We start from the raw sequence: 16,789 nt of genomic DNA on the forward strand, positions 1-16,789 counted from the left end.
TTCAGTTGCTGAACGATCGGTATTCAGTCGGTGTTCGATCGATGGCTCGGTCGGCAGTCGGTCGATGAGAAGGTTCGAACGGGAATCGGATGACTTCGAGTGGAACGGGACGGGGTCGACCGTAAGACGGTGGTGGCTGTAGACCCTTACTCACACCCCCCCACCCCTTTGTTTCGGGTGGAACCGGGAATCGGAGTGGGGGTGGTGAGAGGTGGCATTTATGATGGGTGGTTTTATCACATATAACGTACAACAGGACCCTCGACAATCCTCCATTCCTATTTTCAGAATATAGGTTGTTTGATTAAGTGTGTTCTACCCGAGTAGATGCCGACCGACCACTGATTCCCACACAACCCATCCCGAGTCTCCCCGTCTCCACTCGAAACGAAGGGGTGGGGGGCCAACCGTCTCGGGACGAACCGTGTTGATGTCCACCTCGATGACATCCTCCATGAGGAACGTCATCATGGTAACTCGAACCGTGATAAGTCCCGTTCATCTCGTCAGTGTTCTTCCCTCCTGATCGTCTTCTTTAGTCGAGTTGACCCGTCTGACGCAGTTGTTAAGTGAAAGGGGCGTGGATTCCACGTCATACCCGCACGCGCCTGGAAACACACGATGCGACGCACGGGCCGTCTGGGAAAGCACCACACTAAGTGGAGGTCAGGATGGGACTGTTAACGAATCTCAGAGACAGCATATCGCGGGTCACGGACGGGCTGTTCGCGGCCGACGAGCCCAAGCGGATCGGGATCTACGGACCGCCGAACGCCGGGAAAACGACCCTCGCGAACCGTATCGCACGTGACTGGACCGGCGACGCCGTCGGGCCCGAGAGCCACATTCCACACGAAACGAGGCGGGCTCGCCGGAAGGAGAACGTCGAGATCGAACGGAACGGCCGGAAGGTCACCATCGACATCGTCGACACGCCGGGGGTGACGACGAAGGTCGACTACAAGGAGTTCCTCGATCACGACATGGACAAGGAGGACGCGGTTCGCCGGTCTCGGGAGGCGACCGAGGGCGTCGCGGAAGCCATGCACTGGCTCCGTGAGGACGTCGACGGCGTCATCTACGTGCTCGATTCCACGACGGACCCGTTCACGCAGGTGAACACGATGCTCATCGGGATCATCGAGTCGCAGGACCTCCCGGCGCTCATCCTCGCGAACAAGACGGACCTCCCCGAGTCGGACGTCCAACAGATCGCCAACGCGTTCCCCCAACACGAGACGATACCCCTCTCGGCTTTGGAAGGTGAGAACATGGACGAAGTGTACACGAAGATCGCGGAGTACTTCGGATAATGCCGGGTGCTACCCCAGACGTCGACGGGAACGACGACCCGGTCGACGACGGCGTCCGCATCGACATGATAAGCGGAGCTCGGATGGAGGGGCTCACGAGCATGGAGAAGATCCGACTCATCCTCGATGGAGTCCGCGACGGCAACATCGTCATCTTGGAGGAGGGGCTCTCGCCCGACGAGGAATCCAAACTCATCGAGGTGACGATGACGGAGATCAGCCCGGACGACTTCACCGGGATCGAGATCGAAACGTACCCGAAACCGGAGTCGGGAAACCAGAGCTTCCTCGATAAGCTGATGGGACGCGAGTCCACACAGAAACTCACCGTCATCGGCCCGGCCAACCGGATCGAGACCCTCCACAAGGACGAGAACCTCATTAGCACCCTCGTCTCCAGGAAATAATGCCCCACCAGTGTATCGAGTGTGGTCGGACGTTCCCCGACGGCTCGAAGGAGATGCTCTCCGGCTGCCCCGACTGTGGAGGCAACAAGTTCCAGTTCAAACCCAGCGGTGCGTCGGACCCCTCGAACTCCGCTTCGTCGGCCGACCCCGAGCCGACCGCGGGTTCCGAACCAGCCCCCGATTTCGACTCGAGCTCGGAAGCCCGCTCCGAAACCGCTCCGGCGGGCTCGGCTGGTCCAACCGATTCGACTGACCCAGCCGGTTCGACTGACCCAGCCGGTTCGACTGACCCGGCCGACCAGTCGGATCCCGATCCCGCCGATCGACCCTCCGAACGGACGGTCTCATCGGATACGATGGAGTCGGATACGACGGACCCGGTCGAGGGAGACGCCGAGCGGATCGACGACGAGGGTGCCGAGGACACCGCACAGGCGAGCGCCCGATCCGACGTCGTCACGCCGGACGAGCTCGACCGTGCGGCTCGGGAGACCGGATCGACGGGAGTGGACTCCGAATCGGTCGAACCGCCGGCCTCACAGCCGGGCGTCGACGAACTCCGCGACGAGCTCAACGAGCAGTTCGAGAGCATTCGGATCGTCAGTCCCGGACAGTACGAGCTCAACCTCATGGAGCTGTACGACCGCCAGGAGTACATCATCTCGCTACAGGAGGACGGCCGATACGTCATCGAAATGCCCGACGCCTGGGGAGTCACGGACGAGTAGCCGGAGGCGATCGGATCACCGGCCGTGAGGATCCGATTCATGGAACGAGTGGTCGGTAAACTACCCCATCCCAGTTCGGCTAGCAGTCGAAATCCGTCGAATTCCTCGAGGTCGATACCGAGCGAGCCCGTCGTGGATCGTGGTCCTTCCGGACCGGCTTCGAAGGGATAGTCGTCCTGAAGCGGCTTCGGAAGGGCCTTTTAGCCCGCCCGCCGAACGCCGAGTATGTTCAGGCAGCTCCGGTCGGAAGTCGAGACCGCGCTTTTCGACGCGCTCGAGTCCCTCGATCTCCCGACCGACGACCTCGGCATCGAACGCCCGCCCGACGAGATGGACGCAACGCTCGCCTCCAGCGTCGCCTTCCGGCTCGCGGGCGAGGTCGGCGACGCGCCGCCGAACGTCGCGAGCGACGTGGCCGAGGCGGTCGACGTCGAGCCCCACGAGTACCTCGTCTCCGTCGATACCGCCGGCCCGTACGTCAACTTCCACGCCGGCGAGCGTTACCTCGCCGATACCCTCGCGGCCGCGGCCGGAAACGAGACGTACGGGACCCTCCCGGACCGCGACGCGACGGTCGTCGTCGAGCACACGAGCGCGAACCCGACCGGCCCGGTCCACGTCGGGCGCGCCCGGAACCCCATCGTCGGCGACGCGGTCGCGAACGTCCTCGAGTACGCCGGCTACGACGTGGACCGCCACTACTACGTGAACGACGCGGGCCGCCAGATGGCGGTGTTCACGTGGGCATACGAGACGTTCGACGAGTCGGACCTCGAGGGTGAGCCCGCACGCGACCGGATCGAGTACGACCTCGTGCGCTACTACCGCCGGGGGAACGCCTACCTCGAGGAGGCCGATCCCGACGAGGTCGAGGCCGCGGAAGCGGAGATATCGGGCATCCTCCAGGGGTTGGAGGAGGGCGACGAGGAGACCTACGAGCGGGTCGGCGAGGTCGTGGATGCCGTCCTCGGCGGGATGAAGGCGTGTCTCGCCCGGCTGCCCGCGGAGTTCGACGAGTTCGTCAAGGAGACGCGGTTCATGCGCGACGGCTCGACGGACGACCTCGCGGCGCGGCTCAAGGAGAGCGAACACGCGGTCTACGACGAGGACGCCTGGCAGCTCGAGCTCGACGAGTGGGGGATCGACAAGAACCTCGTCTTCCTCCGGTCGGACGGCACGAGCCTCTACACCACCCGCGATCTGGCCCACCACGAGTGGAAGTTCGCGAACTACGACCGCGCGGTGACGGTGCTCGGCGAGGACCACAAGCTGCAGGCCGACCAGCTCGGCGCGGCCCTCGAACTGCTCGGCAACGACACCGACGTGCTCGGCCACGTCATCTACTCGTACGTCAACCTCCCGGACGGAAAGATGTCCACCCGCGAGGGGACCGGCGTCATGCTCGACGACCTGCTCGACGAGGCGATCGACCGCGCCCGCGAGGCCGTCGAGAGCCGGATGGACGACCGGATCCGTGACGACGACCTGACCGAGGCGGACGTCGAGCGGATCGCCCACCAGGTCGGGATCGGCGCGGTGCGGTACGACATCGTCTCGAAACAGCCGGCGAAGGCGATCACCTTCGAGTGGGAGGAGGCGCTCGACTTCGAGGCGCAGTCGGCCCCGTTCGTCCAGTACGTCCACGCGCGGTGTTGCGGGATCCTCGACGAGGCCGCCGCCGAGGGCGTTCCCGTCCCGGAATCGGGCGAACCGATCGACGTCGACGTCGGCGTCCTCGAGACCGACGAGGCCGAGGCTCTCCTGCGAGAGGTCGCGCGGTTCCCGGCCGTCATCGAGTCGGCCGCGGACGACCTGGAGCCGCACACGATCGCGACGTTCACCCGCGAGTTCGCCGACGCGTACAACGCCTTCTACCGCGAGTGCCCCGTGTTGACCGCGGAGACCGACGAGCTTCGGGACGCCCGGCTCGCGGTGGTCGCGGCCGCGCGCTACACGATGGCGAACGCGCTCGACGCGCTCGGCGTGGACGCGCCCGAGTCGATGTAGGATCCGAGGATCCGACGTACCTCGTCGTTCGTGCGGAATCTCATCGTTCGTGCGGAATCTCGCCGTTCGCGTGGAGAACGCCTCCGAAGCCCCGCCCGGCACCGCACCTCACGCCTCCCCAGCCTCGGCGGACGGACCGTCGCGGGCGAGCCGCTCCGGTCCGCCGCCTCCCTCGCGGTCCGGAAGCGCCCGTTCGGGCGCTTCCGGGCGCGCCGACCCCGATCACGACGCGATATCGTCCACAGCGGTCCGTGAAACGCCCTCCAGGTCGTGCCGCCGGTCAGGTCAAAGCTTACTTACACACGCCAAGCCGTATTATAGACAATGAGTAGCGACGCCCAGCAGGCGAGCGAGGACCGGCGGAAGTACGAGTTCCGCAGGGTCATCGAGGAGCTCAAGGACTTCGAGGGCTCCGGCACGCAGCTCGTCACCATCTACATCCCCGAGGACAAGCAGATATCCGACGTGGTCGCCCACGTCACCCAGGAACACAGCGAGGCGTCCAACATCAAGTCCAAACAGACCCGGACGAACGTACAGGACGCGCTGACCAGCATCAAGGACCGCCTCCGCTACTACGACACCTTCCCGCCCGAAAAGGGCATGGTGATCTTCTCGGGCGCGGTCGACTCCGGCGGGGGCCGGACCGAGATGGTCACCCGGACGCTCGAGTCGCCGCCGAACCCCGTCCAGTCGTTCCGCTACCACTGTGACTCCGCGTTTCTCACGGAGCCGCTCGAGCACATGCTCGCGGACTCCGGGCTCTTCGGACTCATCGTCCTCGACCGCCGCGAGGCCAACGTCGGCTGGCTGAAGGGGAAACGCGTCGAGCCCGTCAAGTCCGCCTCCTCGCTCGTTCCCGGCAAACAGCGCAAAGGGGGCCAGTCCGCCCAGCGGTTCGCCCGCCTCCGGCTCGAGGCCATCGACAACTTCTATCAGGAGGTCGCGGGGATGGCCAACGACCTGTTCGTCGAGGAGCGCCACGAGCTCGACGGCATCCTCGTCGGCGGCCCCTCGCCGACGAAGGACGAGTTCCTCGACGGCGACTACCTCCACCACGAGCTACAGGACAAGGTGCTCGGCAAGTTCGACGTGGCCTACACCGACGAGTCCGGGCTGAAGGACCTCGTCGACGCCGCCAGCGAGGCGCTCTCCGATCAAGAGATCGTCGAGGACAAACGCCACATGGAGGAGTTCTTCGAGAACCTCCACACCGGCGAGGAGGCGACCTACGGCTTCGAGCAGACCCGACGCAACCTGATCATGGGTTCCGTCGACCGGCTGCTCATCTCCGAGGACCTCCGGTCGGACGTGATCGTCTACGAGTGTCCGAACGGCCACGAGGAGTTCGAGGTGGTCGATTCGCGACACTCCACCCCCGATCACGAGTGTTCCGAGTGCGGCGAGGACGCCGCGGTCGAGGAGCGCGAGGACGCCATCGAACACCTGATGGCGATCGCCGAACAGCGCGGCACGGACACCAAGTTCATCTCCACCGACTTCGAGAAGGGCGAACAGCTGCTCGACGCCTTCGGCGGCATCGCGGGCATTCTCCGGTACTCGACGGGCGTATAAAACCGAAACGCCTCCCCTTCTCGCCGTCCTACTGCTCCGGCTCCGCCGGCACCGCCGCGACCTCCAGACACGCGCAGGCGTCCGTCTCGGGGTCGAAACAGTCCGGACACTCGGGCTGCCGGTCGATGATCGTGTCCAGCCGGTCGGCGACGGTGTCGTCGATCACCGCCTCCAGCTCGTGGGCCTCCTCGCGGAACTCCTCGACGGCGAGCACGTTCGCGAGGAAGCGTTCGATGATACAGTAGGTCTGGAGGGCGTCCCGCGCCTTCACGATCCCGTCGTCGGTGAGTCGAACCCCCTTGTACTTCTCGTGTTCGGCGAGCCCGCGCTCCTCGAGCTTGCCGATCATCTCGTTGGCGCTCGCCGGGCTGACGCCGAGCGCGTCGGCGATCGACCCCGTCGAGGCGGGGCCGTCCTCCTGTTTCTGTACGACGTAGATCGTCTTGAGGTACTGGTCTGCGGTGTTCACGGTTCGCCTCCGTCGGTGGTCGTCGTCCCCATCGGTCGGCCCGTCGGTTCGGCCCTCTCGCTTGTCGGTTCGGTCCGCCGGCTCATCGTCGTTCCATGACCTCCGTGACCTCGCTTACCCCCTCGGCTTCCTCCTCGCGGATCGACTCCAGGGTGTCGAGCAGTTCGGCGCGGTCCAGCGAGAACTCGGCGTCCGACCCCTCTATCGCCTCGATGAGGTCGTCGTAGAACTTGTAGGCGGTCTCCTCGTTACACAGCTGGTCGTACAACACGCCGTCGAAGTCGTTCGGCTGCGTCCGCCCGTACCGCGCGTCGACGAGCGACTCGATCTCGTCGAACGGGACGCTGTCGACGCCGAGCCCCTCGATGAGCCCCTCCAGCCGCGAGCGGTGTTCGGCGGACTCCTCGGCGGCGTCCGAGAGCAGCGTCTCGACCTCCTCGTCGAGCTCCGCGTCGAGGCTCTCGTAGTGGTGGTGAGCGCGCGCCTCGACGACCTCCTCCAACACGATCCCGATCTGTAACAGCCTGGCGAGCTGGTCGTCGGAGGTGATCCGCTGGCTGACGCTCACCTCGACCACCCGTGACCGCTCGACCCGTCGCCGTTCGATACGCCCGTTCGCATACGTGTCACGTCGGGGCCTGCCCGACTTAAGCGGTTCCCTCGGGGATCGGGTTCTCCGGGGATCGATTTATCACGCCGACCCGCGAGGGGGCTTCCCATGGGCGTGTTCTACAAGTGGGGCGCGGGCCGGGATCCGGGCCATCCCGAGATCGTCGACGCGTACGACTCGACGCTCGTGACCGCCGAGGGCGAGGAGATACTCGACGCGGCCGCGGGCGCGGCGGTGGTCAACCTCGGTCACTCGCCGCCGGGCGTCGCCGACGCCATGGCCGAACAGGCCGAGCGGGTCGGCTACGTCTCCACGTCGCACTTCACGACCCCGTCGGTCGAGTCGGTGGGTGAAAAGCTCGCGTCGATGACGCCGGGCTCGCTGAACGCCGCCTTCTTCGTCGATTCCGGCAGCGAGGCGGTCGAGTCGGCGATCAAGCTCGCCCGCGACTACCACGTCGCCCGCGGCGAGCCGACCCGGGAGGCGGTGATCGGTCGGTGGGCGTCGTACCACGGCTCGACGCTCGGCGCGCTCGCCGCCTCGGGCAACACCGGTCGCCGAACGACGTACGTCCCCTCGCTTCGTGACTGGCCGAAGATCGGCCCCGCCTACCCGTACCGCTGGGACCACGAGGGGTCCCCCGAGGAGCAGGCGATCGCGGCCGCTCGAGAGCTCGAACGGCTCGTCCGACGGCGCGGCCCCGAGACGGTCGCGGCGTTCATCGCCGAGCCCGTCGGCGGGTCGAGCATCCCCGCGACGCGTCCACACCCCGCCTACTACCGCGAGATACGGCGGATCTGTTCGGAGTACGGTCTCCTCTTCATCGCCGACGAGGTGATGGTCGGGTTCGGTCGAACCGGGGAGCCGTTCGCCTGTGAGGGGCTCGGAGTCACCCCGGACCTCATGGCGCTCGGGAAGGGACTCTCCGCCGGCTACGCCCCGATAAGCGCGACGATGGTCGCCGACCGAGTCGTCGAGACGCTCGAGGAACACGACCACTCCTTCCAGCACGGCCACACCTACGGCGGGAATCCGATATCCACGGCGGTGGCCGACCGCGTCCTCGACCGCTACACCGAGGACCTGTTCGCGGCGGTTCGCCGGCGCGGGGGGCGGCTCGAGTCGACCCTGGAACCGCTCGCCGAGAGCCCGATCGTCGGCGAGGTCCGACGGGTGGGCCTCCAGGTCGGCGTCGAGTTCGTCGCCGACCGGGAGACGAAGGCACCGTTCGATCCCGGCGCGGCGGTCGCCGACCGGATCTACGAGGACGCCCTCGAGAACGGCGTGTACACGTATCCCGGCGGCGGGAGCGTCGACGGGCAGGCCGGCGATCACCTCATGCTCGCGCCGCCGCTCACGGTCGGCGACGACGCGATCGAGACGATCGGCGAGGCCGTCGTCTCGTCCGTGAACCGCGTCGCCGACGAGGAGGGGTACGAAACGGCGTGATCACCTGGCGGAAAAAACGGACCGGACCGCCGCGATCGACCGCGCTACTGGAGCCGCTCGATGACGAGCTCCTCGACGTCCTCGCGGAACTCGTCGACCGCGATCTCCTCTAAGACGGGCACGAAGAAGCCCTCGACGAGCATGTTCCGCGCCGTGCGCGAGTCGATGGAGCGGCTCTCCAGGTAGAAGAGGTCCTCCGCGTCGACCTGGCCCACGGTCGCGGAGTGTGACGCCTCCGTGTCGTGGTTGTGGATGATCAGCTTCGGCGACGCGTCGGCCTCGGCGTCGTCCGACAGCATCAGGGTGTTCTCACGCTGGTAACTGGAGGTGTTCCACGCGTCACGGCCGACGTCCTGGACGCCCTCGTAGACCGAGCGCGCCACGTCGTCGAGCACGCCCCGAGTGACGAGGTCGGCCGTCGTGTGTTCGGCCTGGTGCCAGACGCGGGCGTTGACGTCGAAGTGCTGGTCCTCGCTGCCGAAGAACGTCCCGACGATCTGGCTCTCGGAGCCGTCGCCGTTCAGTTCGGTCTCGACGTCGGAGCGGGTGAGCTTCGAGCCGAAGTTGCTCTCGATCCAGTCGATCGTGGCGTACGTGTCCGTGATCCCGCGTTTCAGCGAGTAGGTGTAGGTGTCGTCGTCGAGGTTCTGGAGCGACCCGAACTGGACGTCGGCGTTCTCGCCGCCGACGACCTCGACGAGGTTCGAGAAGTAGCGGTCGCCGTCGATCGCCGGGGCGCCGCCCTCGCTCCCGTCGCCGGACTCGATCGACTCGAGGATCGTCACCGACGACGACTCCTCGGCGACGACGAGCGTCTGGCTGAACAGCGACCGGGAGTTCATCTCCGCGCGGACGGTCACGTCCTCGACGTCGACGCCCTCGGGGACGTAGACGAACGTGCCCGTCGTAAAGAGCGCCACCGACAGCGCCGTGAGGTAGTTGTGCTCGGGGTCGAGCACGGTCCCGAAGTGCTCCTCGAGGACGTCGCCGTACTCTGCGAACGCCTCGGTGAACGGGGCGACGACGACCTCGTCGTCGCCGGCGGTCCGCTCCGTCGCGTCCGACTGGTTCAGCGGGTCGACGAGCGCCTCGAAGTCCAGCGCCTCCAGATCCGTCCAGCGTCGGCCGGGCGTCTGGATGACGTCGGGCAGCTCCGCGGTCTCCAATGCCTCCAGCGCGTTCAGCCGTGTCTCTAAGAGCCACTCGGGCTCGTCGCGTTCCTCCGCAATGTGTCGTACCGTGTCCTCCGAGAGGCTCTCGATTGCTTTCGTGCTCATGTTATCCGAGCGAACCCTCCATCTCAAGCTCGACGAGCCGGTTCAGCTCGACGGCGTACTCGATCGGCAGCTCCTCCGTGATCGGCTCGATGAACCCCGAGACGATCATCTGTTTGGCGTCGTCGTCGTCGAGACCGCGCGACTGGAGGTAGAAGATGTCCTCGTCGCCGATCTTCCCGACGGTCGCCTCGTGGGCGACGTCGACCTTCGACTCGTTGATCTCCATGTACGGCATCGTGTCCGAGGTCGACTCGTTGTCGAACATCAGCGCGTCGCACTCGACGGCCGTCGAGGAGTTCTCGGCGCCGTCGGCGATGTGGACGAGCCCGCGGTAGTTGGTGCGGCCGCCGTCCTTCGAGATCGACTTCGACTCGATCGTGGATTTGGTGTTCGGCGCGTTGTGGTACACCTTCGCGCCGGTGTCGATGTCCTGGCCCTCGCCCGCGAAGGCGATGGTGATGTGGTTGTCCGACGCGCCGCGGCCCTTCAGGATCGTCGAGGGGTACAGCATCGTCGCCTTCGACCCCATCGAACCCGATATCCACTCCATGCGACCGCCCTTCTCGGCGATCGCGCGCTTGGTGTTCAGGTTGTACGTGTTCTTCGACCAGTTCTGGACGGTCGAGTACTGGACGTGTGCGTCCTCGCCGACGAACACCTCAACGCCGCCGGAGTGGAGGTTGAACGCGGAGTACTTCGGGGCCGAACAGCCCTCGATGTAGTGGACCTCCGAGCCCTCCTCGGCGATGATGAGCGTGTGCTCGAACTGGCCCATCCCCTCGGAGTTCATCCGGAAGTACGCCTGGATCGGCATCTCGACCGTGGTGTCCTCGGGGACGTACACGAACGAGCCGCCCGACCAGATCGCGCCGTGAAGCGCCGCGAACTTGTTGTCGCTCGGCGGGACGGCCTTCGTCATGAAGTACTCCTTGACGAGCTCCTCGTGCTCCTGGACCGCCTTGTCCATGTCACAGAAGACGACGCCCTTCTCCTCCCAGCGCTCCTGCATGTTCTGGTAGACGATCTCCGACTCGTACTGCGCGCCGACCCCGGAGAGTGCGTTCTTCTCGGCTTCCGGGATGCCCAGCTTGTCGAAGGTGTCCTTGATGTCCTCGGGGAGGTCCGTCCAGTCGTCGACGCCGCCACGGACGTCGATGTCGGGGCGGATGTACGGGACGATCTCGTCGATGTCGATCTCCGAGAGGTCCGGCGCTTCCGGCCAGTCGGTCGGCATCGGCATCGCCTGGAACTGCTTGAGCGCGCGCAGGCGGCGCTCCAGCATCCACTCCGGCTCGTCTTTGTCCTCCGAGATGACGCGGACCGTCTCCTCGGTGAGGCCCTTCTCGCTTTTGAACGCCGAGTTCTCCTCCTTTTTGAACTCGAAGCGCGCCTCGGTGTCGGTCTCTTTCAGGTGGTCTTGTGAACTCATATCAGTTGGTTACGCCTCTGGTTGTATATCGTTGGTGTATAACCACGAATGGTTACGCCGCTCCGTAGACGTCCTCGCGGACCCAGTCGTATCCCTCGTCCTCGAGCTTCTCCGCGAGCTCCGGTCCGCCGCTTTTCGCGACCTCGCCGTCGATCATCACGTGGACGTGATCGGGCTCGACGTAGTCCAGGATGCGCTGGTAGTGGGTGATCTGGAGGATGCCGGTGCCCTGCTCGTCGCGGAGCGCGTTGATCCCCTTCGAGACGTCCTGAAGGCGGTCGATGTCGAGCCCGGAGTCGATCTCGTCGAGCACGGCGATCGCGGGTTCGAGCATCGCGGCCTGAAGGACCTCGTTCTGTTTCTTCTCGCCGCCGGAGAAGCCGGCGTTGAGGTACCGCTGCATGAACTTCTCGTCCATGTCGAGAAGCTCCATCTTCTCCGAGAGGATCTCCTGGAACTCGGCGACGCCGATCTCGCCGTCGTCCGCGGGGCCCTCCATCGGGGAGGTGTCGTAGCCCGCGTCGTCGTCGGCGTCGGTCTCCTCCTCGTCTTCCTCCTCGAACAGCTCCTCGCGCTCGTCCGCCTTCGCGTTGAGCGCCTGTCGGAGGAAGTTCGTCATCGTGACGCCCTCGATCTCCGCCGGGTACTGGAACCCGAGGAAGATCCCGAGCGCGGCGCGCTCGTTGGGCTCCATCTCGAGCAGTTCCCAGTGGTAGTCCTCGTCGTCGAGGTCGGCGTCGACGTCCTCGACGTCGGCGTCATCGAGGTGGAGCGCGACGCTCCCGTCGGTGACCTCGTAGGCGGGGTGACCGGCGATGACCTTCGCCAGCGTCGACTTCCCCGATCCGTTCGGACCCATCAACGCGTGGATCTCGCCGGACTTGACCTCGAGGTCGACGCCTCGAAGGATCCGTTCTCCGCCCTCTTCGGCCACCCGCACGCGTAGGTCGCTGATCTCGAGAGTTGCCATGTGTAGGGTTCTGCCTCGTAGGTGTAACGTGGGGGTTCCGGAGGTTAATAGTTACGGATATCCAGCCGAAAATCACGAATTAGAGAATAATTCTTTCAGGAACGAAAACGTAGTTTCCAGAGATCACATGAACGAGCCGAGGCCGGTCTGCTCCTGGCCGGTCTTGACCTCCTCCCAGGAGGTGCCGAGCGCCTCGATGACCCGCTCGATCGGGCCCTTCAGCGTCTTCTCGAGCATTTTCTCCCAGTCGACCTCGAACTCCTCGGGGATCTGGTCGGCGTACTCGAAACAGATCACGTCCGGGTCGCGTTTGAACTCGCCGTAGAGCCCGTTCCGCTGGGGATCGAGTCCCTTCTCGGACTCCATCCGCTCCCAGAAGTCGGGGTGGACCTTCTTCACGTAGAGCCGCTTGGGTTTCGAGCCCCTCGCGAAGTTCGTCCCGAGCAGCTCGTTGGCGTACTGCGCGCCCCTGACCTGCGCGGTCGGCGTCTCGTAGGCGTCGAGCCGCTTGCCGATCCCGCCGGGGATCCCGACCTCCTCGACGTCGACGTTGCCCGCGAGGAAGTCGTCGATGACCTCAGAGAGGTACGTCGTGATCGCCTCGAGGTCCTCGTCGATGTCGTCGCCGGTGACGATCGTCTCGATGACGTGCTGTTGGACCTCCTTCGTGACCCCCGCGATGTCCGAGCGCTTGTACTCGAAGCCGGTGATGTCGATGTCGTCGACGTCCTTCCCCTCCTTCCAGATGATGTGACCCGCGTAGCGCTTCTTCTTGCCCGCCTGGAAGAACCGTCGATAGAGCTTCTCGAACTCGATCTCGAAGCGGTGGTCGTCGGCGTTCAACTCCTCGCGCGCGAAGTCGTCGTAGCGGTCGTTGATGTGTTCCGCTATCTCGAAGGAGCTCTCGATCGCCTTCTCCTTCGAGAGATCGCCGAGCGACAGCATGACGCTGTCAGTGTCTCCATATGTGACTTCCCTATCAAGTTCGCCGGTCACGTCGGCCGTGAAGTCGATCACCTCGCGGTTGGTCGAGGTGACGCCGGCGCTCATCTCTCGGTCGTACAGGCGGAACCGGTCCCACCCGAAAACGCCGTATAGACTGTTCATCAGGACCTTGACGGCTCCCTGCTGTCGGTCGTACTGTTCGTACGCCTCGGTCCCTGGATCGTGCTCGTTCCGGAGCGCCTTCTTCTCCTCGCGCTCGTCGAGGAGTTCGTTCACCATCTCCCGGATGATCCCGTCGGGTTCCTTCCGGAAGTGGACGCCCGTGGGAGTCCGATACGTCTCGCCGTCGTACGCCTCGGGATCGACCTTCGTCTCCGGCGACGCGTTGATCGTCACCATCGACATGGGGTAGAGGCTCTTCAGGTCGAGCACGCTCACCATCTCGCGGACGCCGGAGATGGGGTCGAACACCGCCCCGCCCTCGAACTCCTCGGCCTCCTGTTGGCCCTTCGAGGGGAGCGCGAAGTTGCCGTACGCCATGTGGAGCACGTACATGTCGACCGCGTCGCCCGGCGTCGTCGCGTCCTCGAGCTTACAGCCGACGATCTTCCGGGCGTCGTCCCAGAAGGCGATCACGTCCTGCGTCCGGTCGATCTCGACGCACAGTTCCACGTCGCGGATGCTGTACTCGAGCAGGCGCTCCGGGTCCTGCTCCCAGAGGTCGCCGATGTCGCCGGCGTACCGCTCCTTGCCGACGCCGAGTTCGCGCTCGCCCACGGCGTCGAGCCGGTACGACTCCAGCTCCGTGAACATCGTGCGCTTGTAGGCGTACAGGAGGTCGAAGACGACCCGTCCCTTGACGTCGGGGCCGCCCCAGCCCGAGCGCCACACCTCGCCGATGCGCGAGAGCCGGTCGGGCGAGAGGCCGACCTCGACGTCGTCCCGTTCGTCGAGTACCTCCATGCGGTCGAGCAGATAGGGGGCGTCGAAGTCCTCGAAGTTCCACCCGGTCATGAGATCCGCGTCCGTCCCGTCGATGTAGTCCACGAACGCGTCGAGCATCCCGGCCTCCGTGTCGAAGACGCGGACCTCGAAATCGAGCTCCCCGTCCTCGACGATGCCCTCGTAGTCGGGGAGTTCCGACGGCGGCGGCACCTCCGCTTCGGGCGCGTCGTACAGCCAGACGACGTACTCGTCGTCGTAGGAGTCGTGGCTCGTGAGACAGATGATCGGCTCCTCGCCGTCCTCGGGGAAGCCGCGGCGGTCGTCGACCTCGATGTCGAAGGTGTTCACTCGCATCTCCGCGTCGACGTCGGCGGGCTCGAGGTGACCCTCGTGTACCTGGATCGTTCCCTCGCCGTCGTCGAGCCGGCGCTCCTCGACGCGAAGCCCGCCGTTGAGCCCGTTGTCGATCAGAAAGCGGTTCGGAAAGAGGATGTCCGCCTCGAAGGTGGTCTCGAAGTCGTCGCGAATGTTTCCCACGTCGCGGGGCGTGCGCGTGACGATCCGGGTCAGCGGCTCGCCGCGAATGCTCTCGTAGGGCTCGCCGTCCGGCCCTTCCTCGCGGGTACCGATGACCACGTCGTACGCCTCGACGGGGTCGCGATCGAGCTCGGCCGTGGGGACGTAGAAGTACGGCTCGACGCCGAGCACGCGGAGGTGTTCCGGAACGTCCTCGCCGTCGGGGTTCGCTCGGCGTCCGAACACGTGGACGACGGGGTACTCGTCGCTGCCGTACCCCTCGACCGCGTAGTCGATCTGGGTGATCATCAGCTCGACGGTCCCCGTCGATTCCGGGAACTTCGTCTCGTCGACGTCGACGACGTCGCTGACGCGTCCGTGTCCGCCGCCCGCGACGACCCGCGCCTCCTCCGCGGCGAGGTCGTCGCGGGCGTCGTCGCCTCCGCCCGATCCGGCGGGCGACGAGAAGTCCGAGAGCCCCGACTGAGTCATACGCTCCGTTCGGCGTACCCGGCTAAAAGACCGGCGTTCGTCCCCGGGGGCCGTCGCTCGGGCCGCCCCGGTCGTCCCGGTCCGCCACGCCCGAGCGGTGCCGTCCGGGGTCCGGCGAGACCCGCACCCACGGAAAAGCATATATCACGTAATGACTTACCACGGTCCATGCCCTCGAACCCGCTTCGGGACGACGGGACGCACCGCTCGGGCGACCACGACGCGGCCGACGCCGAGGTGGAGGTGTACGAGGACGACGGCAACGTGGTGCTCTTCGAGGCGGAGAACCCGCTCGCGTGGGTCGAGGCCAGCCGAACGGTTCGACTCGCCGACGCGGCCTGAACGCGTTCTTTCACGCGTTCCGACCGTTCTTCAATACGTTCGACCGTTTCCCCAGCGACCGCCGGACACAACCCCTTTGCCCCGCCGCTCCCTACCGGCGGACGTGTTCCCCTTCGACGAGGACGACGAGGGCGAGGTCTCCTTCGGGGAGAGCTCCGACGCCGAGCGCGAGATGACGCCCGACATCCCGAAGGCCCCCTCGGTGAAGTCCTTCGACGACGACGGCGACTTCTCGGCCGCCGGCGACGTCGATAGCGACACCCTCCGTTCGTTCGTCGTCGCCGTGATCTACGCGAACGTCGCGGTCCTCCTCGTCGCGCTCGGCCCGCTCGTCTGGTTCTTCGAGGGGTGGAGCCGGATCGGGATCGCCCTGATCGTCGGGGGGATCCTCGCCGGGATCCGCACCTACCAGACGTACCGGGCATGGGACCGGTCGCGTGACGCGGACGGAGACGACGAGAGCGGCGACGACGGGGAGATCGGGAGTCCCGACGCCGCCGCGGATCCGGTCGACGAAGCCACCGCCGACGAGGCCGCTGCCGCTGACGAGGCCGCTGCCGCTGACGAGGCCGCTATCGCTGACGAAGTCGATGGATTCGACGCCGACGCGGATCCGGACGAGGCCGACCGGGACCGGTCCCCGGAACCGTAATCCGTCTCGTCCCCCTTCTCCGACCCATGCGAACGGTTCGAGACGCGGACGGCGAGAGGTACCTCCTCGTGAAACGGTCCGGGGAATCGAGTCGAGTCCGCGACCCGGAGACGGGCGAGGAGCGATACGTCGAGAACGCGACCCTCGAGGCGGTCGAGGGCGAATCACCGCTCGAGACCGCCGCGACGGGGGTTCCGGAACCCGTCCGCCGGACGATCCGGGCGGTTCACGACGACGGGACGCTGGGACTGCTCGTCGAGCTCGTCGACCGCGGGCCGCTGTCGGTTCGCGAGGTCATGGACGTCTACGACATGTGCGAGTCCGACCTCCACGGTCGGCTCGCGGAGTTCCGCGTCGCCGAACTGATCGAGGAGGCCGACGTCGACGGCCGGCGAGGATACGTGGCGACGCCGGTCGCCGAGACGGCGGTTCGGCTGCTGCGCGGGGACGCGGAGAGCACGAACGAGTAGAACGCGGACGCGGAGAGCACGAACGAGTGGTAGGGGGTCGACCCGACTGTCGACCGCGCCGCGACCGCGCCGCGACCGCACCTCACGCCTCCCCAGCCTCGGCCTCGGCGACCCGCCGGAGCCGCCGGCGGGCCGCCTCGACCTCCCTCGCGCGGGCCGTTCGCGGCCGGCGGCCGCTCACGGGCGCGCGCCA

General features: G+C 66.1%; 15 protein-coding genes. 9 read left to right on the top strand and 6 right to left on the bottom strand.

All coding sequences use genetic code 11. From position 1 onward, the window contains the following. Nucleotides 1-671 precede the first annotated feature (671 nt). The 5 genes from F3H10_RS13500 to prf1 all read left to right on the top strand — a co-directional run bounded on the left by F3H10_RS13500 (nucleotide 672) and on the right by prf1 (nucleotide 6,030). On the top strand, nucleotides 672-1,313 hold the full coding sequence (locus F3H10_RS13500) for an Era-like GTP-binding protein (protein ID WP_149785279.1): 642 nt from the start codon (nucleotides 672-674) through the stop codon (nucleotides 1,311-1,313). After that, a complete protein-coding gene (locus F3H10_RS13505; protein ID WP_149785280.1) occupies nucleotides 1,313-1,720 on the top strand; it encodes a DUF2073 domain-containing protein in 408 nt (135 codons plus the stop codon). The genes F3H10_RS13500 and F3H10_RS13505 overlap by 1 nt, the downstream gene beginning before the upstream one ends. Next, nucleotides 1,720-2,448 (top strand): OapC/ArvC family zinc-ribbon domain-containing protein, encoded by a 729-nt coding sequence (locus F3H10_RS13510; protein WP_149785281.1) that lies wholly within the window; start codon nucleotides 1,720-1,722, stop codon nucleotides 2,446-2,448. The genes F3H10_RS13505 and F3H10_RS13510 overlap by 1 nt, the downstream gene beginning before the upstream one ends. Before the next feature lie 225 nt (nucleotides 2,449-2,673). After that, entirely contained in the window at nucleotides 2,674-4,455 is a 1,782-nt protein-coding gene (gene argS / locus F3H10_RS13515; RefSeq protein WP_149785282.1) for an arginine--tRNA ligase, read from the top strand. A gap of 324 nt (nucleotides 4,456-4,779) precedes the next feature. Beyond that, entirely contained in the window at nucleotides 4,780-6,030 is a 1,251-nt protein-coding gene (gene prf1 / locus F3H10_RS13520) for a peptide chain release factor aRF-1 (RefSeq protein ID WP_149785283.1), read from the top strand. 28 nt (nucleotides 6,031-6,058) lie between these two features. Here the strand turns inward: prf1 and F3H10_RS13525 are convergent, their stop codons facing one another. Continuing rightward, nucleotides 6,059-6,499 (bottom strand): metal-dependent transcriptional regulator, encoded by a 441-nt coding sequence (locus tag F3H10_RS13525; RefSeq protein ID WP_066412510.1) that lies wholly within the window; start codon nucleotides 6,497-6,499, stop codon nucleotides 6,059-6,061. An 82-nt stretch (nucleotides 6,500-6,581) separates the two neighbouring features. Beyond that, a complete protein-coding gene (locus F3H10_RS13530) occupies nucleotides 6,582-7,067 on the bottom strand; it encodes a ferritin-like domain-containing protein (protein WP_149785284.1) in 486 nt (161 codons plus the stop codon). Between the two features lie 150 nt (nucleotides 7,068-7,217). On the opposite strand from F3H10_RS13530, the gene F3H10_RS13535 reads away from it, so the two are divergent. After that, nucleotides 7,218-8,558 (top strand): aminotransferase family protein, encoded by a 1,341-nt coding sequence (locus F3H10_RS13535; RefSeq protein WP_149785285.1) that lies wholly within the window; start codon nucleotides 7,218-7,220, stop codon nucleotides 8,556-8,558. Nucleotides 8,559-8,602: 44 nt separating this feature from the next. On the opposite strand, the gene sufD is transcribed toward F3H10_RS13535, so the two are convergent. The 4 genes from sufD to F3H10_RS13555 all read right to left on the bottom strand — a co-directional run bounded on the left by sufD (nucleotide 8,603) and on the right by F3H10_RS13555 (nucleotide 15,132). Then, nucleotides 8,603-9,835 carry a Fe-S cluster assembly protein SufD gene (gene sufD, locus F3H10_RS13540; RefSeq protein WP_149785286.1) on the bottom strand — a complete coding sequence of 411 codons (1,233 nt, stop codon included), beginning with the start codon at nucleotides 9,833-9,835 and terminating at the stop codon, nucleotides 8,603-8,605. A 1-nt stretch (nucleotide 9,836) separates the two neighbouring features. Then, nucleotides 9,837-11,264: a Fe-S cluster assembly protein SufB gene (gene sufB / locus F3H10_RS13545; RefSeq protein ID WP_149785287.1), complete on the bottom strand. Its 1,428-nt coding sequence runs from the start codon at nucleotides 11,262-11,264 to the stop codon at nucleotides 9,837-9,839. A gap of 52 nt (nucleotides 11,265-11,316) precedes the next feature. Then, on the bottom strand, nucleotides 11,317-12,234 hold the full coding sequence (locus tag F3H10_RS13550; RefSeq protein ID WP_149785288.1) for an ABC transporter ATP-binding protein: 918 nt from the start codon (nucleotides 12,232-12,234) through the stop codon (nucleotides 11,317-11,319). 123 nt (nucleotides 12,235-12,357) lie between these two features. After that, nucleotides 12,358-15,132: a DNA-directed DNA polymerase gene (locus F3H10_RS13555; RefSeq protein ID WP_149785289.1), complete on the bottom strand. Its 2,775-nt coding sequence runs from the start codon at nucleotides 15,130-15,132 to the stop codon at nucleotides 12,358-12,360. Between the two features lie 168 nt (nucleotides 15,133-15,300). Here F3H10_RS13555 and F3H10_RS16135 point away from each other — a divergent pair, with 168 nt between their 5' ends. The 3 genes from F3H10_RS16135 (at nucleotide 15,301) to F3H10_RS13565 (ending at nucleotide 16,596) form a co-directional block, all read left to right on the top strand. Continuing rightward, nucleotides 15,301-15,474: a DUF7331 family protein gene (locus tag F3H10_RS16135; protein WP_185955650.1), complete on the top strand. Its 174-nt coding sequence runs from the start codon at nucleotides 15,301-15,303 to the stop codon at nucleotides 15,472-15,474. Nucleotides 15,475-15,577: 103 nt separating this feature from the next. Beyond that, nucleotides 15,578-16,126, top strand: a complete 549-nt coding sequence (locus tag F3H10_RS13560; protein WP_149785290.1) for a DUF7322 domain-containing protein — start codon at nucleotides 15,578-15,580, stop codon at nucleotides 16,124-16,126. A gap of 26 nt (nucleotides 16,127-16,152) precedes the next feature. Continuing rightward, a complete protein-coding gene (locus tag F3H10_RS13565; protein WP_149785291.1) occupies nucleotides 16,153-16,596 on the top strand; it encodes a DUF7346 family protein in 444 nt (147 codons plus the stop codon). Nucleotides 16,597-16,789 lie beyond the last annotated feature (193 nt).

It is taken from the genome of Halorubrum aquaticum (assembly GCF_900113615.1).
GTDB classification, from domain to species: domain Archaea; phylum Halobacteriota; class Halobacteria; order Halobacteriales; family Haloferacaceae; genus Halorubrum; species Halorubrum aquaticum.

Excerpts from the sequence above, each read along its gene's own strand:
- F3H10_RS13565 (WP_149785291.1), top strand. The coding sequence starts at position 16,153 with ATGCGAACGGTTCGAGACGCGGACGGCGAGAGGTACCTCCTCGTGAAA.
- F3H10_RS13500 (WP_149785279.1), top strand. The coding sequence starts at position 672 with ATGGGACTGTTAACGAATCTCAGAGACAGCATATCGCGGGTCACGGAC.
- F3H10_RS13555 (WP_149785289.1), bottom strand. The coding sequence starts at position 15,132 with ATGACTCAGTCGGGGCTCTCGGACTTCTCGTCGCCCGCCGGATCGGGC.
- prf1 (WP_149785283.1), top strand. The coding sequence starts at position 4,780 with ATGAGTAGCGACGCCCAGCAGGCGAGCGAGGACCGGCGGAAGTACGAG.
- F3H10_RS13535 (WP_149785285.1), top strand. The coding sequence starts at position 7,218 with ATGGGCGTGTTCTACAAGTGGGGCGCGGGCCGGGATCCGGGCCATCCC.
- sufB (WP_149785287.1), bottom strand. The coding sequence starts at position 11,264 with ATGAGTTCACAAGACCACCTGAAAGAGACCGACACCGAGGCGCGCTTC.
- F3H10_RS16135 (WP_185955650.1), top strand. The coding sequence starts at position 15,301 with ATGCCCTCGAACCCGCTTCGGGACGACGGGACGCACCGCTCGGGCGAC.
- F3H10_RS13550 (WP_149785288.1), bottom strand. The coding sequence starts at position 12,234 with ATGGCAACTCTCGAGATCAGCGACCTACGCGTGCGGGTGGCCGAAGAG.
- F3H10_RS13505 (WP_149785280.1), top strand. The coding sequence starts at position 1,313 with ATGCCGGGTGCTACCCCAGACGTCGACGGGAACGACGACCCGGTCGAC.
- F3H10_RS13510 (WP_149785281.1), top strand. The coding sequence starts at position 1,720 with ATGCCCCACCAGTGTATCGAGTGTGGTCGGACGTTCCCCGACGGCTCG.
- sufD (WP_149785286.1), bottom strand. The coding sequence starts at position 9,835 with ATGAGCACGAAAGCAATCGAGAGCCTCTCGGAGGACACGGTACGACAC.
- argS (WP_149785282.1), top strand. The coding sequence starts at position 2,674 with ATGTTCAGGCAGCTCCGGTCGGAAGTCGAGACCGCGCTTTTCGACGCG.